General features: G+C 73.7%; 21 protein-coding genes, 1 tRNA gene and 1 pseudogene. 9 read left to right on the plus strand and 14 right to left on the minus strand.

The features are described 5' to 3' along the window. Nucleotides 1-2 precede the first annotated feature (2 nt). From ACWIX3_RS04195 to ACWIX3_RS04205, 3 genes and pseudogenes are all read right to left on the minus strand, one after another. The gene (locus ACWIX3_RS04195) at nucleotides 3-92 is read right to left on the minus strand and encodes a hypothetical protein (protein WP_448612436.1); all 90 of its coding nucleotides are present in this window, start codon (nucleotides 90-92) and stop codon (nucleotides 3-5) included. Between the two features lie 20 nt (nucleotides 93-112). Beyond that, nucleotides 113-1004, minus strand: a pseudogene (locus ACWIX3_RS04200) (SDR family NAD(P)-dependent oxidoreductase). A 34-nt stretch (nucleotides 1005-1038) separates the two neighbouring features. Further along, the gene (locus ACWIX3_RS04205) at nucleotides 1039-1887 is read right to left on the minus strand and encodes an SDR family oxidoreductase (RefSeq protein WP_448610823.1); all 849 of its coding nucleotides are present in this window, start codon (nucleotides 1885-1887) and stop codon (nucleotides 1039-1041) included. A gap of 182 nt (nucleotides 1888-2069) precedes the next feature. On the opposite strand from ACWIX3_RS04205, the gene ACWIX3_RS04210 reads away from it, so the two are divergent. The 3 genes from ACWIX3_RS04210 to ACWIX3_RS04220 all read left to right on the plus strand — a co-directional run bounded on the left by ACWIX3_RS04210 (nucleotide 2070) and on the right by ACWIX3_RS04220 (nucleotide 4791). Beyond that, nucleotides 2070-2987 carry a helix-turn-helix transcriptional regulator gene (locus tag ACWIX3_RS04210; RefSeq protein WP_448610824.1) on the plus strand — a complete coding sequence of 306 codons (918 nt, stop codon included), beginning with the start codon at nucleotides 2070-2072 and terminating at the stop codon, nucleotides 2985-2987. Nucleotides 2988-3367: 380 nt separating this feature from the next. Continuing rightward, nucleotides 3368-3901, plus strand: a complete 534-nt coding sequence (locus tag ACWIX3_RS04215; protein ID WP_448610825.1) for a peptidylprolyl isomerase — start codon at nucleotides 3368-3370, stop codon at nucleotides 3899-3901. Nucleotides 3902-4032: 131 nt separating this feature from the next. Then, a complete protein-coding gene (locus ACWIX3_RS04220; protein WP_448610826.1) occupies nucleotides 4033-4791 on the plus strand; it encodes a rhomboid family intramembrane serine protease in 759 nt (252 codons plus the stop codon). On the opposite strand, the gene ACWIX3_RS04225 is transcribed toward ACWIX3_RS04220, so the two are convergent. Then, nucleotides 4788-5243 (minus strand): PH domain-containing protein, encoded by a 456-nt coding sequence (locus tag ACWIX3_RS04225; RefSeq protein ID WP_448610827.1) that lies wholly within the window; start codon nucleotides 5241-5243, stop codon nucleotides 4788-4790. The genes ACWIX3_RS04220 and ACWIX3_RS04225 overlap by 4 nt on opposite strands. A gap of 152 nt (nucleotides 5244-5395) precedes the next feature. On the opposite strand from ACWIX3_RS04225, the gene ACWIX3_RS04230 reads away from it, so the two are divergent. Then, complete coding sequence (locus ACWIX3_RS04230) at nucleotides 5396-6556, plus strand: thiolase family protein (RefSeq protein WP_448610828.1); 1161 nt, start codon at nucleotides 5396-5398, stop codon at nucleotides 6554-6556. A 630-nt stretch (nucleotides 6557-7186) separates the two neighbouring features. Here ACWIX3_RS04230 and crgA read toward each other — a convergent pair. Continuing rightward, nucleotides 7187-7459 (minus strand): cell division protein CrgA, encoded by a 273-nt coding sequence (gene crgA / locus ACWIX3_RS04235; protein WP_448610829.1) that lies wholly within the window; start codon nucleotides 7457-7459, stop codon nucleotides 7187-7189. 68 nt (nucleotides 7460-7527) lie between these two features. On the opposite strand from crgA, the gene ACWIX3_RS04240 reads away from it, so the two are divergent. Both ACWIX3_RS04240 and ACWIX3_RS04245 read left to right on the plus strand, forming a co-directional pair. After that, entirely contained in the window at nucleotides 7528-8295 is a 768-nt protein-coding gene (locus ACWIX3_RS04240) for a DUF881 domain-containing protein (RefSeq protein ID WP_448610830.1), read from the plus strand. A gap of 102 nt (nucleotides 8296-8397) precedes the next feature. Then, complete coding sequence (locus ACWIX3_RS04245) at nucleotides 8398-9054, plus strand: aminodeoxychorismate/anthranilate synthase component II (RefSeq protein ID WP_448610831.1); 657 nt, start codon at nucleotides 8398-8400, stop codon at nucleotides 9052-9054. 64 nt (nucleotides 9055-9118) lie between these two features. Here ACWIX3_RS04245 and pknB read toward each other — a convergent pair whose 3' ends face one another. From pknB to ACWIX3_RS04280, 7 genes are all read right to left on the minus strand, one after another. Then, nucleotides 9119-11089, minus strand: coding sequence for a Stk1 family PASTA domain-containing Ser/Thr kinase (gene pknB, locus ACWIX3_RS04250; RefSeq protein ID WP_448610832.1), 1971 nt, complete (start codon nucleotides 11087-11089; stop codon nucleotides 9119-9121). A 127-nt stretch (nucleotides 11090-11216) separates the two neighbouring features. Continuing rightward, complete coding sequence (locus ACWIX3_RS04255; RefSeq protein WP_448610833.1) at nucleotides 11217-13040, minus strand: serine/threonine-protein kinase; 1824 nt, start codon at nucleotides 13038-13040, stop codon at nucleotides 11217-11219. Beyond that, nucleotides 13040-14482 carry a peptidoglycan D,D-transpeptidase FtsI family protein gene (locus ACWIX3_RS04260; RefSeq protein WP_448610834.1) on the minus strand — a complete coding sequence of 481 codons (1443 nt, stop codon included), beginning with the start codon at nucleotides 14480-14482 and terminating at the stop codon, nucleotides 13040-13042. Before ACWIX3_RS04260 ends, ACWIX3_RS04255 begins: the two co-directional genes overlap by 1 nt. After that, on the minus strand, nucleotides 14479-15900 hold the full coding sequence (locus ACWIX3_RS04265; RefSeq protein WP_448610835.1) for an FtsW/RodA/SpoVE family cell cycle protein: 1422 nt from the start codon (nucleotides 15898-15900) through the stop codon (nucleotides 14479-14481). The genes ACWIX3_RS04260 and ACWIX3_RS04265 overlap by 4 nt, the downstream gene beginning before the upstream one ends. Further along, nucleotides 15897-17312, minus strand: coding sequence for a PP2C family protein-serine/threonine phosphatase (locus ACWIX3_RS04270; protein ID WP_448610836.1), 1416 nt, complete (start codon nucleotides 17310-17312; stop codon nucleotides 15897-15899). Before ACWIX3_RS04270 ends, ACWIX3_RS04265 begins: the two co-directional genes overlap by 4 nt. Before the next feature lie 28 nt (nucleotides 17313-17340). Next, the gene (locus tag ACWIX3_RS04275) at nucleotides 17341-17802 is read right to left on the minus strand and encodes an FHA domain-containing protein FhaB/FipA (RefSeq protein ID WP_448610837.1); all 462 of its coding nucleotides are present in this window, start codon (nucleotides 17800-17802) and stop codon (nucleotides 17341-17343) included. Nucleotides 17803-17815: 13 nt separating this feature from the next. Continuing rightward, complete coding sequence (locus tag ACWIX3_RS04280) at nucleotides 17816-18619, minus strand: FhaA domain-containing protein (protein ID WP_448610838.1); 804 nt, start codon at nucleotides 18617-18619, stop codon at nucleotides 17816-17818. Nucleotides 18620-18802: 183 nt separating this feature from the next. Between ACWIX3_RS04280 and ACWIX3_RS04285 the strand changes: the two genes are divergently transcribed. After that, nucleotides 18803-18885: transfer RNA gene (locus tag ACWIX3_RS04285), tRNA-Leu, on the plus strand. Between the two features lie 56 nt (nucleotides 18886-18941). On the opposite strand, the gene ACWIX3_RS04290 is transcribed toward ACWIX3_RS04285, so the two are convergent. Both ACWIX3_RS04290 and ACWIX3_RS04295 read right to left on the minus strand, forming a co-directional pair. Next, entirely contained in the window at nucleotides 18942-19319 is a 378-nt protein-coding gene (locus ACWIX3_RS04290; RefSeq protein ID WP_448610839.1) for a nuclear transport factor 2 family protein, read from the minus strand. An 81-nt stretch (nucleotides 19320-19400) separates the two neighbouring features. Beyond that, nucleotides 19401-19859, minus strand: coding sequence for a DUF1707 SHOCT-like domain-containing protein (locus ACWIX3_RS04295; RefSeq protein WP_448610840.1), 459 nt, complete (start codon nucleotides 19857-19859; stop codon nucleotides 19401-19403). A gap of 106 nt (nucleotides 19860-19965) precedes the next feature. Between ACWIX3_RS04295 and ACWIX3_RS04300 the strand changes: the two genes are divergently transcribed. Both ACWIX3_RS04300 and ACWIX3_RS04305 read left to right on the plus strand, forming a co-directional pair. Continuing rightward, nucleotides 19966-20433, plus strand: coding sequence for a GNAT family N-acetyltransferase (locus tag ACWIX3_RS04300; protein WP_448610841.1), 468 nt, complete (start codon nucleotides 19966-19968; stop codon nucleotides 20431-20433). A gap of 117 nt (nucleotides 20434-20550) precedes the next feature. Beyond that, nucleotides 20551-21468: an aldose 1-epimerase family protein gene (locus ACWIX3_RS04305; protein ID WP_448610842.1), complete on the plus strand. Its 918-nt coding sequence runs from the start codon at nucleotides 20551-20553 to the stop codon at nucleotides 21466-21468.

The following is a 21468-nucleotide window of genomic DNA, read 5'->3' on the forward strand; positions in this document are numbered from 1 at the left end:
TCCTACGTCTGGTGGGGCTGCACTCCGTCGACGAGGCCCACCGCGATGTCCCGGAGCTTGCGGTTGTATCGCATCGACGCCTCTCGCAGGATCTCGAAGGCCTGTTCGGCGGTTACGTGCCGCTGCGCATGATCACGCCCTTGGCCTGCTCGATGACCGCCCGCGACTCCATGGCGAGGCGCAGATTGGCCGCTTCCTCGGCGAGTCGGCCATGTGCCTGGGCATTGACCATCACGACCGCGACGGTCTCGGCGACGATCAGCGTCGCGTCCAGCGCCTCGGGGGTGGCGAAGGCCGCCGGCTTGCTCGAGTACGCGTTCAAGGCGCCGATGACCTCGACGCCGGTGAAGAACGGACTGATCATCTCGGCCTGGACCTGGTCGCTGTTGTGCGAGCCGAGTTCGGTGGTCACTGCGCCAGGCTCGAGGACGCCGACGCGCACGTGGCGCTTGGTGATCTCCTGGCGGAGCGCCTCGGTGAACCCGTTCACCCCGAACTTGGTCAGGTTGTAGACGCCGTAGCCGCTCCCGGCGACCCGGCCGGCGACGGAGCTGATGTTGACGATGTCGGCGACCCGGCGGGGGCCGTCCTCAGCGGCCCGCAGCAGATGCGGCAGGGCGGCGTTGGTGGTGTAGAGCAGGCCCTGATTGTTGACGGCGATCATCCGGTCCCACTCGTCGGGATCCGCGCCGACGACCGGGCCAAGCAGCATCAGGCCGGCGTTGTTGACCAGGATGTCCAGCCGGCCGAACTGGGCGACGGTCTGTGCGACGGCGGCCTGGGCCTCGGTGCGGTCGGCGATGTCGGCGGCCACCTCCAGCGCGGTGCCGCCGGCTCTCGATGTCGGCGGCGAGGTCGTCCAGCCGGTCCTTGCGGCGGGCTATGAGTGCCACGGCGGCGCCGTGTTCGGCCAGTTGGCGGGCCGTGGCTGCGCCGATGCCGCTGCTGGCGCCGGTGACGAGGGCGACGGTGCCGGTGAGCTTCGAGGTCATCAGGGTGGTCATCTCCGGCAGGTGGTCGGAATGGGCGGTTGCCGTCTCAGGCGGTGGCGTCGTCGTGCGCCAGCGAGCTGGACAGGTCGCGGTGGGCGTCGGCCTGGGCGAGCAGCTGCTGGGCCTTCTGCTCGAGAGCAGCGACGGCGTCGGTGCCGGCGGCCCAGCGCAGCGGGGGCTCGTCGGAGTCGGTGAGCTGGACCAGCGCGCGGGCGAGCTTGACGGGGTCGCCGCCCTGCTGGCCGTTCATGCCCTTCCAGGCGGTGACGGTCTGCCGGGTGCGCTCGGCGTAGTCCTCGATCGACGGCTCGGGATAGCGGGTCGAGTCCTCGGTGAGCAGCTCGGTGCGGAAGAAGCCGGGCTCGACGAGCATCGTGCGGATGCCGAACGGCGCGACCTCCGGCGTCAGCGACTCACTCCACCCTTCGAGGGCGAACTTCGACGCGACATAGGCAGAGGTGAACTCGCCCCCGGTGATGCCGGCTGAGGAGCTGAAGGTCACCACGAGGCCGGAGCGCTGGGCGCGCATGACCGGCAGCACGGCGCGGGTGACGTTGAGCGGGCCGAACAGGTTGGTGTCGATCTGGGCCCGGAAGTCCTCGGGGGTGATCTCCTCGAAGAAGCCGGCGTAGAAGTTGCCGGCGTTGTTGACCAGCACGTCGATGCGGCCGAACCGCTGCACGGCGGCGTCGACTGCGGCGGTGACGCTGGCGGGATCGGTGATGTCCAGGGTGACGGTCAGCAGGTCCTCGTGCGTGCCGAGGGCGGCAGCGACCCGGTCGGGGTTGCGGCCGGTGGCCACGACCGCGTGGCCATCGTCCAGGGCGGCGCGGGCGATGTCGGTGCCCATGCCGCGGCCCGCGCCGGTGATGAGCCAGATCTTCCTGTCAGTCATCTGGGTGCAGTCCTTCGGTCTCGAACGAGTGGGTGGCGAGGTACGGCCCGCGGGCGGCGGGCGGCTGGTCGAACTCGCTGCAACCGAGGAAACGCCGCTCGGCGGCGGTGTGGCAGAGCCTGCTGAGAGGGGGTACTGGCAGGGACCCCCACGCGGGTCTCGGCGGACCTAACGTGGTTGCCGTGGACAACCGGAAGGACCTGCGCGAGTTCCTGGGCACCCGGCGGGCTCGGATCACCCCGCAACAGGCCGGCCTGCCGGCCTACGGCGGGCAGCGGCGCGTGCCCGGGCTGCGCCGCGAGGAGGTGGCGCTGCTCGCCGGCGTGAGCGTCGAGTACTACACGCGCTTGGAGCGAGGCAACGCGAACGGTGTCTCCGGCAGCGTCCTGGAGGCGCTCGTCCGGGTGCTGCAGCTCGACGACGCCGAGCGCGCGCACCTCTACGACCTGACCCGTGGGGCGACGACGGCCGCCCGTGCGCGCCGCCGTCCTGCCCGGACAGGCGTCCGCCCAGGCGTGCAGCAGCTACTCGGAGCGATGACCGACGTCCCGGCGTTCGTGCAGAACGGCCGGCTCGACGTCCCCGCCGCCAACCCGCTCGCCCGCGCCCTCTACGCCGACCTGTTCGACGACGCCGGCCCCGGCAGCGCCGGCCGCACGCCGAACCACGCCCGCTACGCGTTCCTCGACGCGCGGGCCACCGACTTCTACCCCGACTGGAACCGGGTCGCCGCCGACATCGTGTCCCAGTTGCGCGCCGAAGTCGCCCGCAGCCCCGACGACCGCGAGCTCACCGAGCTCATCGGGGAGCTGACCACCCGCAGCCAGCAGTTCAGCACCCTGTGGGCCACGCACAACGTCCGCTGGCACACCACCGGCACCAAGCGCTTCCACCACCGGGTCGTCGGTGACCTCATCCTGGCCTACGAGGGGTTGGCGCTCACCGCCGATCTGGGCCAGACGCTCATCACCTTCACCGCGGAGCAGGGCTCACCCTCGCAGCAGGCACTTGCCTTCCTCGCCAGCTGGGCCACCTCACCCGCACAGCAAGCCGCCCAGGAGCGGACGAACGAGGATCACGCCTCGTCATCGGGCTCCTGACCATCGTCACCGCGGAGTCCACTTACGGCACGCGTCCCGGTAGACGGACGCAGTGTCCAGTGGCCCATCCCGGAGGGACGCGCAAGCGCCCTTCCGACGGCCGGCGCAGTCGGAGAGACTCCCGCGGGGATGGGGCGGGTGCCGCCTCCCAAAGCAGCGTCCGACGCAGCGGCGACCGCGTACCGGCAGTCCGCACGCAGTCCGCAGATAGTCCGCAGAACGACCGGAAACGGGAGCGGCGTGCACACGGACGCCGAGGCAGCGGCGGCTTCCCACCGTGAGCGCGCCCTCGACGTCGTGGTGTTCCCGCGCACGCGAGCAGGCCCTGCGGTCGGCCGCCCCGTGCTCGCCGCGCACGGACCAGTGGGAGAGTGGACGTCGTGACTGAAGCGACTCCTGCCCGCCGCGCCGTCCTGCACACCAACCAGGGCGACATCACCGTCGACCTGTTCCCCGACCACGCCCCCAAGACGGTCGCGAACTTCGCCGACCTCGCCGAGGGCCGCCGGGAGTGGACCCACCCGCAGACGCGCGCGAAGACCACCGACCGCCTCTACGACGGCACGATCTTCCACCGGATCATCGACGGCTTCATGATCCAGGGCGGGGACCCGCTGGGGCAGGGCATCGGCGGCCCGGGCTACCAGTTCGGCGACGAGATCCACCCCGACCTGGCCTTCACCAAGCCCTACCTGCTGGCCATGGCCAACGCGGGGCCCGGCACCAACGGCTCCCAGTTCTTCATCACCGTCGCGCCGACCACCTGGTTGACCGGCAAGCACACGATCTTCGGCGAGGTGGCCGACCAGGCCAGCCGGGACGTCGTCGACCGCATCGCCAAGGTGCAGACCGCCCGCGGCGACCGCCCGGTGGACGACGTCGTCCTGCAGTCCGTCGAGGTGCAGCGCAGCTGACCACCAGCCCGGACGACGGGGGCGCCGGCCAACCGCAGCCGGCGCCCCCGCCACCGACGTGCTACCGGCACCCCGACCGGCCCACGCGCATCTCGTGCACCCGCTGCGGCCGGCCGATCTGCCCGGAGTGCATGACCCCCGCCTCGGTCGGCTTCCAGTGCCCGGACGACGTCCGGGCCGGCAACGCCGGTGTGCGCCGCCCCCGCCAGGCTCCGCTGCTCCAGCGGGCCGGACGGCGCTTCGGCGCGGTCACGGTCACGCTCATCGTGCTCAACGTGGCGGTGTTCGTCGCCACCGCGGTCTCCGCCGGCCTGACCGGGGCCGACCCGCTCGACAACCAGCTCAGCCCGCTGTTCGTCCAGCTCGCGCAGATCCCCGTGCTCGTCGAGCTGGGGGAGGACTGGCGGCTGGTCACGGCGGCGTTCCTGCACATCGGCCTCCTGCACCTGGTGCTCAACATGCTGGCGCTGCTGGTCTTCGGCTCCGAGCTGGAACGCCAGCTGGGCCGGTGGCGCTACCTCGCCGTCTATCTCGTGTCGCTGCTCGGCGGCGCGGCTGCGCTGCAGCTGTTCGGTGAGCCGGGACGCCCGGTCGCCGGGGCCTCGGCCGCGATCTACGGGCTGCTCGGCGGGCTCGCCGTCGTCATGATCGCCCGCCGGGAGGACCTCCGCGGGCTGTTGACGCTGCTGGCGATCAACGTGCTCATCAGCTTCCTGCCCGGCGTCTCGCTGCTGGGGCACCTGGGCGGCCTGGTGGCCGGCTTCGTCGCCACCGGGGTGGTCGTGCTGGCCCGGCGGCGCACCGAGCTGCAGGTGCTCGGCCTGATGCTGCTGACGGCGGCGCTCGTGCTGGTCGCGCTGACCGTGTCCACCCTCGTCGTCCTCGGTTAGAGGGCCCCGTCCTCCCCGCCCCTCGCAGGCTCGGGGCGGTGCCCTGGACGGGGCCGCAGCGCGCGGAGAGCCCGGGCGACGTCGCCGGGGTCGGCGCCCAGGTCCCGGCGGCCGAGCAGCACCAGCTCACCGTCGTCGTCCGGCCCGGCGGCGGTGTCCAGTTCCAGCAGCCGGGAGCGCACTCCCCACCTGCGCGTCTCGCGCACCCGCACCTGCAGCCGTTCCCAGGGCAGCACCGTGGCGCCGGTCAGCCGGCGGACGGCGACCCCTGCCGGCCCGGCGGCCAGCCGGGGGCGCAGCAGGCGGTCGCGGGCGGCCAGGGCCAGCAGCAGGACGGCGGCCGCGCCGACGAGCAGTCGACCGAGCGGGTCCAGGAACACCGTGGCCAGGCCCAGGGCGACGCCCACGACCGCCAGGACCGCCGTCTCCCCGGTGCGCGGCGACCACTGCACGCCGTCCAGCCTCCCAGTAGCAGGACCCCGTCCTCCTCACGCCTCGCACGCTCGGCGCGAGCCTCCGGACGGGGCCAGCGGCTCCGGTGCGTGGACGTCCTACCATCTGGCGCAGGCGGGCGTGATGCCGCCCACGTCGACGAGGAGTGGTCATGCGAGATGCCGTCATCTGCGCCGCGGTGCGCACCCCTGTGGGCAAGCGGGGCGGTGGACTGTCCGGCGTGCACGCCGTCGACCTGTCGGCCAGCGTGCTCGACGCGCTGGTCGAGCGCACCGGCATCGACCCGGCCGTGGTCGAGGACGTGTTCTGGGGGTGCGTGAGCCAGGTCGGCGAGCAGACCTTCAACATCGGCCGCAACGCCGTCCTGGCCGCGGGCTGGCCGGAATCGGTGCCCGGGACGACGATCGACCGGCAGTGCGGCTCCTCGCAGCAGGCGGTCGCCTTCGCCGCCGCCACGGTGATCAGCGGTCAGGCCGACGTCGTGGTCGCCGGCGGCGTCGAGTCCATGAGCCGGGTGCCCATGGGATCCGCCCGCGCGGACGGCCTGGCGGGCAAGCCGCTGGGGCCGCGCTTCCTCGAGCGCTACGGCGGGGTCTTCCCCAACCAGGGCATCGGCGCGGAGATGATCGCCGAACGCTGGGGCTTCTCCCGCACCCAGCTCGACGAGTACTCCCTCGCCTCGCACGAGAAGGCGGCCAAGGCGCAGGCCGACGGCGCCTTCGACGAGGAGATCGTCCCGGTGACCACGCCGGACGGCACCGTGGTGCGCGCGGACGAGGGGATCCGCCCCGGCGGGACCCTGGAGAAGCTGGGGTCGCTGAAGACCCCGTTCAAGGAGGACGGCGTCATCAGCGCCGGCAACGCCAGCCAGATCTCCGACGGGTCGGCCGCGCTGCTGGTCACCACGTCGGAGAGGGCCCGCGAGCTCGGCCTGCGCCCGCTGGTGCGCATCCACACGACCGTCATGGCCGGCGACGACCCGGTCATCATGCTGACCGCCCCCATCCCGGCCACGCACAAGCTGCTGCAGCGCTCGGGTCTGTCGGTCGAGGACATCGGTGTCTTCGAGGTCAACGAGGCGTTCGCGCCGGTGCCGCTGGCCTGGCAGGCCGAGACGGGAGCCGACGGCGACCGGCTCAACCCGCGCGGCGGCGCGATCGCGCTGGGCCACCCGCTGGGCGGGTCGGGCGCGCGGATCATGACCACGCTCGTCCACACCATGCAGGCCACCGGCACCCGCTACGGCCTCCAGACGATGTGCGAGGGCGGCGGGATGGCCAATGCGACGATCCTGGAGCTGCTCACCGACTGAGATCTCCACAGGCCCCTGTCGACGGCCCCCGGTCCCCCGTGGACCGGGGGCCGTCCTCGTCCGCGGGGACGGCGTGGGGGGACGTCGGGATCTGCCGTGGTCAGGCCGCGTGTCGCGCTACCACAGGACGGGCAGGGCGGCGAGCGGAGGAGCGTCGCCCGGCTGCCGCCAAGTCGACTCGTCCACAGTTGTGTGCACAGCTGGGGATGGAGTCACAGGGCTGTAGTTACTCGGCTGCCCTTCTCGTCACATCAGCCACATGCCTCATAAACACGCAGGTCAGCGCCGCGTGGTCGAACAGGCGTTCTCCACACGTCGTGGACAACCCTGGGGGTTCAGCGCTTTGTCGACCTGTGGACAGCGTCGGACCGCTGTGCACAGCGCCGGGTGTGGACAACACTGTGCGTATCTGGTCGGTGACAACAAGAGGCCCCCGTCCCGAGTGGGACGAGGGCCTCTCCGCGTGGGGTGTGCGGCGCCTCCCGGGTCCCGCCGGCTCGGTCCCGGGTGCCGCCCGGAGCCTGCGAGCGGTGGGGAGGACGAGGTCCTGCTACGAGGGGTGGGAGGGAGGGCGACCCTCCTGCAGGGTCCCGGCGCGAGCCTGCGAGCGGCGGGGCAGGAGGGCCTCTCTCAGCGCCAGCGCATCGACATGACCAGACCGGCCACCATGAGGCCGAACCCGATGAGGAAGTTCCAGGCGTTGAGCGACGACATGATCGGGATCCGGTCACCGGCGACGTAGAACACGACGATCCACAACAGCCCCAGCAGCATGAGCGTGACCATGAGCGGGGCGTACCAGCGCGGGCTGGGCTGGAGGACCCGCGCGCTCGCCGTGCCGGACTGCAGGGTGCCCTGCGGCGGCGTGTAGACCGACTTCTTGCGCACCTTGGACTTCGGCACCGATGGACTCCCTCCGGGGCCGGTCCGTCGTGACCGGCCGTGACGGTTTCCCAGCCTAAGCTGCGGATGTGGCCACAGCCCGCACCCTGCGCCTGCGGACGACCCGCGGGGGTACCGCGTGGGCCGCCCTGGTGCCCGTGGTGGCGCTGGCGGCGGGGCTGCTGTTCGCCACCTCGAGCCAGACCGCCCAGGGCACCGATCTGCGCGGCGGTGAGGCCACGGAGCTCTCCGCCCTCATCCCTGCCCGGGGAGAGGCCGTCGCGGCGCAGGAGGAGCAGCTGGCGGCGCTGCAGGAGCAGGTGCAGGCCCTCACCGACCAGGCCGCGTCCCGCAACGGCGACGTGGCGGCCGCCCGCGACGCCGGGGACGCCGGGGCGCTCTCGGCCGGCCTGGTGGCCCTCACCGGCCCCGGTGTGCAGATCACCCTCGACGACGCCCCGCGGCGGCCCGACGGCTCGCTGCCCCTCGGCGCGCGGCCCGACGACGTCGTCATCCACCAGTCCGACGTGCAGGCCGTCGTGAACGCCGTGTGGGCCTCCGGGGCGGACGCGGTGGCGATCATGGACCAGCGGCTGATCGCGACCAGCGCCGTCCGCTGTGTCGGCAACGTGCTGCTGCTCCACGGCCGCACCTGGTCCCCGCCGTTCGTGGTCACCGCCATCGGGGACGCCGACGCGGTCCGCGCCCAGCTGGCGGCGTCGCCCCAGGTCCAGGTCTTCCGGCAGGCCGTGGAGGACTACGGGCTGGGCTTCGCCGTCCAGGCACGCGGGGAGCTCACCCTGCCCGCCTACGACGGCCCACCGGACATGGAGTACGCCACAGCCGCTGCCGGCTGAGGCCTCGTGCAGGGGGGAGGACCACGTCCTCCCCACCCCTCGCGAGCTCGGGTCGGTGCCTGCACGGGTCGGGGCGCGGGGTCCTCCTGGTACACAGGGGACGTGAGCCGTCCCATCCTCGTCGTCGACAACTTCGACAGCTTCGTCTACAACCTGGTCCAGTACCTGGGTCAGCTGGGCGTCGAGTGCGTCGTCCGGCGCAACGACGCCGTCACCGTCGACGAGCTGCCCGACCTCGACGTGGCCGGGGTGCTGCTCTCCCCGGGCCCGGGGACGCCGGCCGCCGCGGGCGTGACCGTGCCGATGGTGCGGGCCGCCGCGGAGGCGGGGACGCCGGTCCTCGGCGTGTGCCTGGGCCACCAGGCGATCGGTGAGGCGTTCGGCGCGGAGGTCGTCCGCGCGCCCGAGCTGCTGCACGGCAAGACCAGCCAGGTGGTGCACGAGGGCGCCGGCGTGCTCGCCGGGCTGCCCTCACCGTTCACCGCCACCCGCTACCACTCGCTGGCCGTCGACCGCGACACCGTGCCCGCCGAGCTCGAGATCACCGGGACGACGCCCTCCGGCATCGTGATGGCGCTGCGGCACCGGGAGCTGCCCATCGAGGGCGTGCAGTTCCACCCCGAGTCGGTGCTCACCGAGGGCGGCCACCGGATGCTCGCCACCTGGCTGGAGGCCTGCGGCCTGGCGCCCGACCCGGCCACCGTCGAGGCGGCCAGCGCCGCGGCCCACCGGCTCACCACGGTCGCGACGACGGCCTGAGAACCCTCCTGACGACGCAGGGCCCCTCCCCGGTGCGGGGAGGGGCCCTGCTGTCGTCCTGCGGCTAGTCCACGGCAGGCGGGGAAGCGCCACCGCCGCCACCACCGCCGCTGTCGCTGTCGTCGTCGTCACCGCTCGGCGTGGTCCCGGACGGCTGGGTCCCGACGACGATCGTCACCGTCGCGCCCTCCGGAGCCCGGCCGGTCGGGTTCTGCTGCAGCACCACCCCGACGTCGGCGGCGTCACCGGCCGGCTGGTTGGTGACGTTGACCGTGAAGCCGGCCGCCCGCAGCTGCTGCTGGGCGGTCGCCTGCTCCTCGCCGACGACGTCGGGGACGGCGACCGTCTCGGGCTCGGCCGGGCCGCTGGAGACCTGCAGGGTGATCGGGTCGTCCGCGGACGCCTGCTCGCCGCCGGAGGGGTCGGTCGCGACGACGGTGCCCGCGGGCTGGCTGGAGTCGACCTCCTCGGGGACGACGTTGGTGAAACCGGCGGCCCGCAGTGCCTGGGTGGCCGCCGCCTGCTGCTGACCGCTGACGTCGGGCACCTCGGCGTCACCGTCGGAGACCTGCAGCGTCACGGTCGTGCTCGGGTCGACCGACTGGCCCTCGCCGGGGCTGACGTCGACGACCTGGTCGGCGGGCGACAGCGAGTCGATCTCCTCGGTCTGCACGTCCGAGAAGCCCGCGTTCCCCAGGGTGGTCTCGGCGCGGTCGGCGTCCAGGCCGATGACCGCCGGGATCTCGATGGTGTCCGGTCCGACACCGACGACCAGGTTCACCGCCCTGCCCTGGTCGACCTGCGCGCCGCCGGCGGGGTCGGTGCTCAGGACGAGACCCTCCTGCGACTCGTCCTGCGTGACCTGCATGCCGACCTCGCCCACGGTCAGCCCGGCGGCCTGGAGGGTCTGGGTCGCCGTCGCCTGGTCCTGGCTGACGACGTTGGGCACGCTCACGCGCGTGGCCGTCGGCGTCGTCGGCTCGTCGTCGCCGGAGTTCATCAGCAGGGCCACGGCGATCACGCCGCCGAGGAGCAGCACGCCGGCGATCACCGCGGCGATGATGCGGTTGCGCCGGCGCTTGCCGGCCGCCTCGTCGTCCTCGTCGTCCCAGTCGCCGTCGCCGTACCCGCCGGGTGGGGTGCCGATGATGGCGGTCTTCTCGGCGTCGCCCATGACCGGCGTCGCCTCGACCCGCTGGCCGGCGAGCGCCCGCAGCAGGTCGTTGCGCATCTCCGCGGCGGACTGGTACCGGTTGGCCGGGTTCTTGCTCAGCGCCTTGAGGAGGACGGCGTCGAGGTCGGGTGGGATCGCCGGGTTGACCGACGAGGGCAGCTTCGGGTCCTCGCGCACGTGCTGGTAGGCCACCGAGACCGGCGAGTCGCCGGTGAACGGCGGGGCGCCGGTGACCAGCTCGTAGAGCAGGCAGCCCACCGAGTACACGTCCGAGCGGGCGTCGACGCTCTCGCCACGGGCCTGCTCGGGGGAGAGGTACTGGGCGGTCCCTATCACCGCGGCCGTGGAGGTCATGGTGGCGGCGGAGTCCGACACCGCTCGGGCGATGCCGAAGTCCATGACCTTGACCGTGCCCTGGGGCGTGATCATCACGTTCCCGGGCTTCACGTCGCGGTGCACGATGCCGTTGCGGTGGCTGAAGTCCAGGGCGGCGCAGATGTCGGCCGCGAAGGTCATCGCCCGCTCCGGGGAGAGCACGCCCTCCCGACGCAGCACGTCGCGCAGGGTCTGGCCCTCGACGTACTCCATGACGATGTACGGGGTCGCGCCGCTCGACGACCGGTCCTCACCGGTGTCGTAGACGGCGACGATCGCCGGGTGGTTCAGCGAGGCCGCGGCCTGCGCCTCCCGGCGGAAGCGGACCTGGAAGGAGGGGTCGCGGGCGAGGTCGCTGCGGAGCACCTTGACCGCGACCTCGCGGCCGAGGCGCAGGTCGCGGCCGCGGTGCACCTCGGCCATGCCGCCGCGGCCGAGCACCCCGCCGATCTCGTAGCGCTCGCCGAGCACTGGAGGCGTGGTCATCGGAGGTCCTCTCGGGCGGTGCGGTCCTGCGTCGGGGCGGGACCCGGCGGAGCGCAACGGACGGGTGGGCCGCCGGGCAGCGTAACCGCTGCGACCGGCCGGACCCGGGTGGCGCGAGGGGCGTGGCTCACCCGGCTGCGCCCGTGTCCGCTGCCGCCGCCTCGCCCTCCAGGGCGCCGCGATCCGAGCCGCCGGGAGCCGGCTGACCGGACAGCGGCCCCTGCTCGGCCTCCGGCCCGGGCGCCGGGGTGCCGGGCTGCTGCGGCTCCTCCTCGTCCTCGTCCGGCACGCTGGACGACGTGGCCGCTGGTGCGGAGGGGGTGCGCGACGCCGGCGCTGAGGAGGTCGGGCTGCTGCCCCGCGTGGGGGTTGTCGGCGCCGGTGCGGTCGTCCGGGGTGCCTGGGTGGTTCCCTGCGCAGGTGCCTCCTCTGCGGGTGCCTCTCCCTCCTCGGTCCCGGTGTCCTCCTCACCGGTGTCGGGTGCGTAGTCCTGCGGTGCGTAGTAGAGCGTGACGGTCGAGTCCGGTGCCACGGCCTGGTTGAACGGGTTGGTGGTCACGACGTCTCCCCCGTCGAGCGCCTGACCCAGCTCGGCCAGCTGCCCGGCGGTGGCCTCCTCCGTCGCCACCCGCAGGCCCTGGCCGGCGAGCACCTGCTCGACGTCGTCCACGGGGTCGCCGATGTAGCCGGTGCTGTCGACGAACACGGTCCCGGCGCCCGGGGCCGGGCTGCTCGGTGCCGCGGTCGTGGGGTCGGCGGCGGTGCCGGTCGAGCCGTCGTCCCCGCCGCTCGACAGGGCCCACAGCCCGCCGCCCAGCAGTACGAGCAGCAGCAGCCCGGCGACCAGCCAGGCCCAGCGGTTGCGGCGTCGGCCGTCGTCCGCGGGCGGCGGGGTGTACCGGTCGTCGGCCTCGTCGTCCTCCGCCCGGCGCAGCGGCGGCATCGCGCCCACCGAGGTGCGCGCCCCGGGAACGGCGGCCCCGCCTGCGGAGGCGGCGCCCAGCACCTGCGTGCGGGAGTCGGCGAGGTCGTCGACCACCTCGGTCCGCGCGGTGGGGGCGGCTCCGAGGTCGTGCGGCGGCGTCGCGGGCCCTGCGGCCGGGGCCGGGGAGAGGCCGTTGCCGGAGGCCACCGACCGGATCGCGGCGGCGAAGGCGGCGCCGTCGGGGAAGCGGTCGGCCGGGTCCTTGGCCAGGGCGCGCTCGATGAGCAGCCGCACCGCCGGCGGCACGTTCGCCGGCAGCGGTGGCGGCGGGCGGTTGATGTGCGCCAGCGCGACCGCGACCTGCGACGTGCCGTCGAAGGGTCGGCCGCCGGTCAGGCACTCGTAGCCGACGACGCCGAGGGAGTACACGTCGGAGGCGGAGGTGACCTCGAAGCCCTGCGCCTGCTCGGGGGAGAGGTACTGCGCGGTGCCGACGACCATCCCGGTGCGGGTCAGCGGTGTGGCGTCGCGGGCCCGGGCGATGCCGAAGTCGGTCAGCTTGACCACGCCGTCGGGGCGCACGATGAGGTTGCCGGGCTTGATGTCGCGGTGGACGACGCCGGCGTGGTGGGCGGCGGAGAGCCCGTCGGCGGCCTGGCCGAGGACGTGCAGCGTCCAGTCGACCGGGAGCTTGCCCTCCTCGTGGAGGATCGTGACCAGGGGCTTGCCCTCGACCAGCTCCATGACGAGGAAGGCCAGCTGGGCGCCGCGCTCGTCCTGGGTCTCGCCGTAGTCGTAGACCGAGGCGATGTTGGGGTGGGAGAGCGCCGCGGTGTGCCGCGCCTCGTTGCGGAAGCGGGCCACGAAGCTCGGGTCGCCGGTGAACTCGCTGCGGAGCACCTTGGCGGCGACCTCGCGGTCGAGGACGCGGTCCCTCGCCCGCCAGACCTCGCCCATGCCGCCGGTGGCGATGGGTGCGGTGATCTCGTAGCGGCCGGCGAGGATCGTCCCGGTCGACAGTGCCATCAGCCGCCCTGCCCGTCGAGGTAGGCCTGCATGACGTCCCGGGCGATGGGGGCGGAGACGTCGCCGCCCGTGCCGCCGCCGTTGGCCACGAAGACCGCCACGGCGATCTGCGGGTCGTCGGCCGGGGCGAACCCGATGAACCAGTTGTGGTCGGGCCCGGCGTTCTCCGCGGTCCCGGTCTTGCCGGCGACGGGAACACCGGGGATCCGCGCGCGGCGGCCGCTGCCGTTCTCCACGACGCTGGTCATCATCTCGGTCAGCCCCTCCGCGACATCGGCCGAGACCGGTTCGCTGAGCTCCTCCGGGTCGGTCTGGTCGATGACCGACAGGTCCGGCGCGCGTACCTGGTCGACGAGGTAAGGGCTCATCAGGGTCCCGTCGTTGGCCACCGCGGAGGCGATCATCGCCGCCTGCAGCGGGGTGAGCTGCACGTCCTGCTGGCCGATCGAGCTGACCCCGAGCTCCGCGTCGTTCTGTATCTCGCCGAGCGTGCTGCCCTCGGTGGTCAGCGGGAGCTCGAGGCCCTCGCCGTCGATGCCGAACGCCTCGGCCATCTCCCGCACCCGGTCCTCGCCGAGGTCGATGCCCAGCTGCGCGAAGGCGGTGTTGCAGGAGACGGTCAGCGCGTCGAGCAGGGTCTGCTGGCCGCTGGGGTCGCAGGCCGAGCCGCCGAAGTTCTCCAGCGCCGTCCTGGTGCCGGGCAGGACGAGTTCCTGCGGCGCCGGGACGACGGTGTCGGGGGTGTACTGGCCGCTGGACAGCGCGGCGGCCGACACGACCACCTTGAAGATCGAGCCCGGCGAGTAGCGGGCGTCGATGGCCCGGTTCAGGCGCGGGTCGATCTCCAGGCCGTCGAGCTGGTCGGAGTACTCGCGGATCGCCGCGGGCTCGTGGCTGGAGAGCTGGTTCGGGTCGTACGTCGGGGTGCTCGCCATGCCGAGCACCGCCCCGGTCGACGGGTCGAGCGCGACGACCGCACCGGTGACGCCCTCGAGCCCGGCCATCGCCGTCTCCTGCACCGCGGGGTCCAGGGTCAGCACGACATCGCCGCCGGCGGGGTCGCGCCCGGTGAACAGGTCGGCCAGGCGCCGGGTGAACAGCCGGGCGTCGTCGCCGGAGAGCACGTCGTCGGCCGCCCGTTCCATCTGGGCGTTGCCGTACACCAGCGAGTAGTAGCCGGTGACCGGGGCGTACACCGGTCCGTTGGCGTACTGCCGCAGGTAGGTGAGCCGGTCGTCGGTCGGGACCGAGTTGGCGACCTCGGTGCCGCCCACCACGATCGAGCCGCGCTCGCTGTCGTACTCCTCGACCAGCACGCGGGTGTTGCGGCCGTCGGATCGCAGTTCGTCGGAGCGGACGACCTGGATGACGTTGACGTTGACGATCAGCAGCGTGAACAGCACGAGCACGCTGATCGCGACGCGGCGCAGCGGGGCGTTCACGTCTGCACCACCTCGGTCGGGGCGTCACCGAGTGCGGGCTTGGGCGGCGCGGCCGGGGCGGCCGGACGGCGGGCGGCGTCGCTGATCCGGACCAGGACGGCGACCAGCACGAAGTTGGCCACCAGCGACGAGCCGCCGTAGGCGAGGAACGGCGTGGTGAGGCCGGTCAGCGGCAGCAGGCCGGTGACGCCGCCGAGGACGACGAACACCTGCCAGGCGATCGCGAAGGACAGGCCCGCGGCCAGCAGCTTGCCGAACGCGTCGCGGCAGATCAGCGAGGTGCGCAGCCCGCGCTCGACGAGCACCAGGTAGACGATGATCACCGCGACCAAGCCGAACAGGCCCAGCTCCTCGCCGACGGCGGCGGCGATGAAGTCGCTCTTGGCGACCGGCACCTGGTCGGGGCGGCCGCCACCCAGCCCGGCGCCGAACAGCCCGCCGGTGCCCAGGCCGAACAGCGCCTGGGCGACCTGGAAGCCGGAGCCGTCGTAGTACTCGAAGGGGTCCAGCCAGGAGTCGACGCGCTGCTGCACGTGACCGAAGAGCTGGTAGGCGACGAGCGCCCCGCCGGCGAACAGGCCCAGCCCGATGAGCAGCCAGCTGGCCCGCTCGGTGGCCACGTAGAGCATCACCACGAAGATGCCGAACAGCAGCAGCGAGCTGCCCAGGTCGCGCTCGAAGACCAGCACGAGGATCGACAGCATCCACGCGACGAGCACCGGGCCGAGGTCGCGGCCGCGCGGCAGCTCCAGGCCGGCGACCCGGCGGCTGGCCAGCGCCAGGACGTCACGCTTGTCGACGAGGTAGGCGGCGAAGAAGACGGTCAGGCAGATCTTGGCGAACTCGCCCGGCTGGATGCTGAAACCGGCCACCCGGATCCAGATCTTGGCGCCGTTGACCTCCGAGAGGGACGACGGCAGCAGCGCGGGGATCGCCAGCAGCACCAGGCCGACGAGGGCCAGCGTGTAGGCGAACCGGGACAGCAGCCGGTGGTCGCGCAGTACGAGGAGCACGCCCACGAACAGCACCAGGCCCAGCGTGGCCCACACCAGCTGGACGGGGGCGTCCTCCCGGCTGACCGAGCTGCCGGCCTGCTGGGCGGCGAGGTCGAGCCGGTGGATGAACGACAGCCCGAGGCCGACCAGCAGGGCGACCGCCGGGAGCAGCAGCGGGTCGGCGTAGGGCGCCCACCTGCGGACGACGAGGTGGGCCACGGCCCACAGCGCGGTGAACCACAGGCCGAAGGTGGCCAGCTCGGTGGTCAGCGAGCCGGTGACGGTGAGGTCGACGATCGCCTGCGCGACCAGCGTGATGACGACGGCGAAGCCGAGCAGCGCCAGTTCGGTGTTGCGGCGCTTGGGCGGGGTCGCCGTCCCCGGCGCCGCGGCGCGCGGGTCGGTCGTGGGGCCGGACGTCACTGGGCCTCCCGGCAGTCCACCCCGGGCTCGGGCGTCGCCGTGGCGCGCCGCGACGTCGGCGCGGAGGTCGTCGGCTCGGGCGGGGTGGGGGCGGCGCCGGTCGGCGCCGCACTGGCGTCCGGGGCCGGTGCGGGTGTGGGCGACCCGGTCGGCGCGAGCGGGGCCGGCTCGGCGTCCTCCTCGTCGGGGCACAGCGGGAGCCGCTGGTCGCGCAGCTTGGAGACGATGCTCTCGGCGTGGGCGGCGTCGCGGGCCGCGATGCCGCGCTCGACCTTGCTGGCACCGGCCGGCGTGAGGTCGGCGACGGCCAGGTCGGTGACGTCGGCGGCCCGGTTGAGCTCCATGCCCAGCAGCGAGGTGTCCAGGCCGCGGAAGACGGTCACCCGCTCGCCGGCCGCGGTCCCCTGCACGCCGACGAACCAGTTGGACAGCACCCACAGGTAGGCGCCGACGGCGGCGGCGCCCAGCAGGACGACGGCGGCGAGCGCGCCGAGCACCCGGCGCCGGCGGCGGCCGGGCGGCGGCGCGACGGCCATCCCGGCTCCCCCGCTCGTCCCCGCGGCGGCCGGGGGCTCCGGCCGCGGATCGGCCAGCGCGGCCCGTCCGGCAGCCGAGCGCGGGTCGACCGCGCGCTGCCCCACGTTGCCGCCCGCGGCGCCGTCGACGACCGGCTCGACCGGGTAGGTGCCCTCCCCGTCGTCCTCCACGACGTCGGCCACGATCACGGTGATGTTGTCCGGCCCGCCGCTGCGCAGCGCCAGCTCGACCAGCCGGTCTGCGGTGGACTGCGGGTCGGGGTCCTGCAGGGCCTCGGCGAGCGTCTCCTCGCTGACCACGCCGGACAGGCCGTCGGAGCAGAGCAGGTAGCGGTCGCCGGCGCGCGCCTCGCGCATCGACAGGTCGGGGTCGACGTCCTGTCCGTTGAGCGCGCGCAGCAGCAGCGAGCGCTGCGGGTGGTGGTTGGCCTCCTCGGGCGTGATCCGCCCGTCGTCGATCAGCGTCTGGACGAACGTGTCGTCGTGGGTGATCTGCTGCAGGACGCCGTCGCGCAGCAGGTAGGCGCGCGAGTCGCCGACGTGGCACAGCGCCAGCCGGCCGCCGGCGAACAGGACGGCGGTGAGCGTGGTGCCCATGCCCTCCAGCTGCGGCGACTCGCGGATTACCTCGCGCAGGTGCTCGCTGCCGTCGAACACCGCCTCCCGCAGCGCCTGCAGCATGTCGCCGGAGGGCGCGTCGTCGTCGAGGTGCTCGAGGGCGGCGATGACGACCTTGCTGGCGACGTCGCCGGCCGCGTGGCCGCCCATGCCGTCGGCCACGGCGAGCAGCCGGGGCCCGGCGTACACCGAGTCCTGGTTGTTGCCGCGGACCAGGCCGCGGTCGGACCGGGCCGCGTAGCGCAGCGCGAGGCTCATCGGGGTCGGCTCCCCCGGGCGCGGCGGGTCACGAGCGCAGCTCCAGCGCGGTCTGCCCGATGCGGATCGGCTGGCCCGGCGCGACGAGCAGCGGCCCCTGGACGCGCTGCTGGTCGAGGTAGGTGCCGTTGGTCGAGCCCAGGTCCTCGACGTACCACTGGCCGCCGCGGTTGGTCAGCCGGGCGTGCCGGGAGCTGGCGAAGTCGTCGGTGAGCACCAGGGTCGAGTCGTCGGCGCGGCCGATGAGGATCGGCTGGTCGCCCAACGTGATCTTGGTGCCCGTGAGCGGGCCGGCGGTGACGACGAGCGTCTTGGGGGCGCCGCGGGTCCTCTTCCCGGGCGCGGCGGCGCGCGGCGGCACCGAGGCCACCCGCCCGGCGCGGCCGCCGAACAGGTCGGCCCGGACCACCCGGAACGCGGCGAAGATGAACAGCCACAGCAGCAACAGGAAGCCGAAGCGGAAGATCTGCAGCACGATCTCGGCCGTCATGGCGCGACCCGCCTCACGCGCCGTCCTGCCGGTAGACCAGCACCGAGTGGCCGATGCGGATGACGTCGCCGTCGGCGAGCGGCTGTCGGGTGATCCGCCGGCCGTTGACCAGGGTGCCGTTGGTCGAGCCGAGGTCCTCGGCGATCGCCGTCCCGCCGTCCAGGACGACGTCGACGTGCTTGCGGCTGACGCCGGTGTCGGGCAGCCGGATGTCGGCGTCGGTGCCGCGGCCGATGACGTTGCGCCCGGTGGTCAGCTCGTGCCGCGTGCCCGGGCCGTCGACCAGGAGCACGTGGGTCATCCCGGGCCGGGAGCCCGCGCGGCCGACCACCGTCGAGGGCGACTGCCGGCCGGTGTCGGTGGCCATGCGGCCCTGCAGCGGGGGCAGCGGGGGGACGGCGCCGCTGCGGGGGCCGACCGGGTCGTCGAGGCGGGGGCCCGGCTTGGCCGACGGGTCGGCCACGTGCGAGCTGACCTCGAAGACACCGGTGGGCAGCCCGTCGTCGCGCTGCAGGCGCACCTGGACGGCGTCGAAGACCTGGTAGCCCTCGCCCTCGACGTGCTCGGTGACCATGTCGGCGAGCTGGGCGGCCAGCTGCTCGGACCACTCGGCGAGGTGGTCGTAGTCGGTGGGGCCCAGCCGGACGTCGTAGATGTTGGGCGCGAGGACGCGGCCCTCGCCCATGACCGCGCGCTGCTCGTCGGCCTCGCGGGTCAGGGCCTTGGCGATCTCGGCCGGGTGGACCTTGCCCTTGAAGATCCGGGCGAAGGCCAGTCCGACCATGCCCTCCAGCCGCCGCTCGAAGCGCTGCAGCACACCCACAGTCGCTCCCTTGCGCTCGCGCGGTCGTCCGGTCTGCCACCGATGATCGTAGCCGTCAACGGAGCGGCCAGCCGGGGACCGACTCACGTTCCCAGGGTGGGCGGCAGGCCCTCGGGATCGACGACCGGCCCCCTCCCGGGGGTCTGCGCAGGGGGCTGATAGTGTCGTTCCTCGCCAGGGCAAGTGGCGGAATGGCAGACGCGCACGGTTCAGGTCCGTGTGTCCGAGAGGACGTGGGGGTTCAACTCCCCCCTTGCCCACGACGACGACAGCGAGCCGGTCCCCTCGGGGGCCGGCTCGCTGCGTCTGCGCGGCTCTAGGCCGTGCCGCCGCGCTCCTGGAGGAATGCCGCGGAGTCGTAGTAGGTGCGGACGCCGGTGAGCCGTTCCTCGTCGCCCTCGATGACGGTCACCCCGCGGTACCGGAACGGCTTGCCGCTGCGCAGGGTGCCGGTCGAGGTCCACTCCAGGGCGGCGCTGTCCTCCCCGACGACGCTGTGCGTGAAGGTCGTCTCCAGGTCGCCGAAGACGTTGCGGTAGTCCTCCCAGAAGGTCTTCGCGCCGTCCTTGCCCCTGGTCTGGTGGTGCTCGTCCAGCTTGACCAGCTCGGCGTCGTCACCCGTGAGGTCCACCATGGGCTGGACGTCGTGGTCGCTGTCGATCCGGTGCAGCGCGTCGGTGAAGCGCTCGGTCATGGAGTGCATCGCGGGTCCCCCGGTGTGCGGCGTGGGCGGTCCGCATCGGTGTACCCGCTCCAGGGACCGTCACCCGCGCCGTCAGGTGAGCCGTCGCCGGTCGTCGCCGTCGCCGCGACCCCGGCCGAGCGTCTGGGCGAGCAGCACCGCACCCCACGGGCCGATGACCCAGATCGGCCAGAAGTAGTTCAGGCCGCCGGAGGCGATCGAGGCGGCGATCCAGACGGTGAGCACGATGACGGCGGTGACGGCCCAGTTGCGCCAGGCCGCCTCACGCGAGGGCCCGCCGCTCCAGCCGCCGTGGTGCCAGCCGTGCGCGGGCTGCCGCTCGACCGGAGCGGGGGCCGGGGGCTGTGCGGCCGGGCGTGGCAGGTCGGCCGTGAGCGCCTCGAGCTCGCCGTAGGTGCGGGCGGCGTAGGCGCGGGCCAGGCGTTCGTCGTACTCGGCGACGGTGAGCCGTCCGGCGCTCATCTGCTCACCGAGCTGGGCGGCGACGGCGGCGCGGTCGGCGTCAGCAGCGCGCAGGTGCGGCTCGGGCATCGGGGTGGCCTCCTCGGGTCGGGGCTCCAGTCTTTCCCGGGGCGGGCCCCGGCGGTACTGACGGACGTCACGGGTTCCACGTGGAACGCGTCAGTACGGTCGGGCGGTGCTCGACGTGCAGCTCGCACCGGCCGCCTGGGACGACCCTGACGTCCAGCGGCTGACCGCCGCTCAGCAGGCCGAGCTGCGGGCGCGTTACGAGGGCGGTCTCGAGCCCGGGACGCCGCCCTCGGCCGCGGACGTCGCCGTCGTCCTGCTCGCCCGTGATGCCGGCGGGGAGGCGGTCGCGTGCGGTGCGCTGCGCCCGCTGGGGGACGACGTCGCCGAGATCAAGCGGATGTACGTCGTCCCGGCGGCGCGCGGGCGGGGCGTGTCCAAGCTCGTGCTCGCCGGGCTGGAGGCGGCCGCGCGGCACCGCGGCTGGACGACGCTGCGGCTGGAGACCGGCCCCCGGCAGCCGGAGGCCATCGCGCTGTACGAGGGCGCGGGCTACCGGCCGATCCCGGCCTTCGGCGACTACGCGGACGACGCCGACGACTCGCTCTACTACGAGCGGGTGCTCGACCCGGCCTGATCCGGCTCACCGTCCCCCCGGCGCGATCGCCGATCACGCACCGCTGCGGGCCTCCGTCCGTGCGAGACCGTCGATCTCGCCGGTGGGCAGAGCCCCGCGTGTGGTGGGGTGGGACCCATGAGCGCTGCCTGGCCCGCGACCGAGCCCACCGAGGTCGAGATCACCTCCGGCGACGCCCGGCTGGCCGTCGACCTCCGCGGTGGCGCGATGCGCACGCTGAGCGTCGGCGACCGCGAGCTGCTCGACGGCTACACCGCAGGCACGGTGCCCAGCGGCAGCCGCGGCCGGGTGCTGCTGCCCTGGCCCAACCGCATCCGTGAGGGCCGGTGGAGCTGGGGTGGCCGCGACCTGCAGCTGGAGCTGGCCGGCCTCGACAAGCCCACCGCGATGCACGGGCTGGTCGGCTGGCAGCCGTGGTCGGTGCTGGAGCAGGCAGGCGACGCGGTCACCGTCGGCACCGTCGTCGAGCCGCGCTCGGGCTATCCGTTCCGGCTGGCCGCGGCGATCGACCACACCCTCGAGCCCGGCCGGCTCACCGTGACGATGCGGGTCCGCAACGCCGGCGCCGACCCGGCTCCCTTCGGCGCCGGCTTCCACCCCTACCTCGCCGTCGGCGCGCAGGAGGACGGCGGCATCGCCGGAGCCGAGCTCGAGCTGCTGGCCCGTACCGAGCTGGTGGTGGACGACGGCGGGCTGCCGACGGGGGAGCGGCGTCCCTTCGACGGGGCGATGGGCCGGATCGGCGACCGCTCCCTCGACACCCCGGTCACCGACCTCGCCCGCGACGCCGACGGCTGGGCCCGGGTGCGGCTGCGCAGCGCGGCGCTGGGCGCCCTGGAGCTCGCCGTCGACGCGTCCTGGCCGTGGCTGCAGGTGTTCACCGGCGACACGCTCAGGGCCGGGCAGCGCCGGCGCAGCGTCGCCGTCGAGCCGATGACCTGCCCGCCGAACGCGCTCGCCGACCACGTCGACCTCGTCGTGCTCGAGCCGGGCGCGGACTGGGCCGGTACCTGGACCCTGGGATGGGAGGCCTGA

It is taken from the genome of Geodermatophilus sp. URMC 60 (assembly GCF_053502585.1).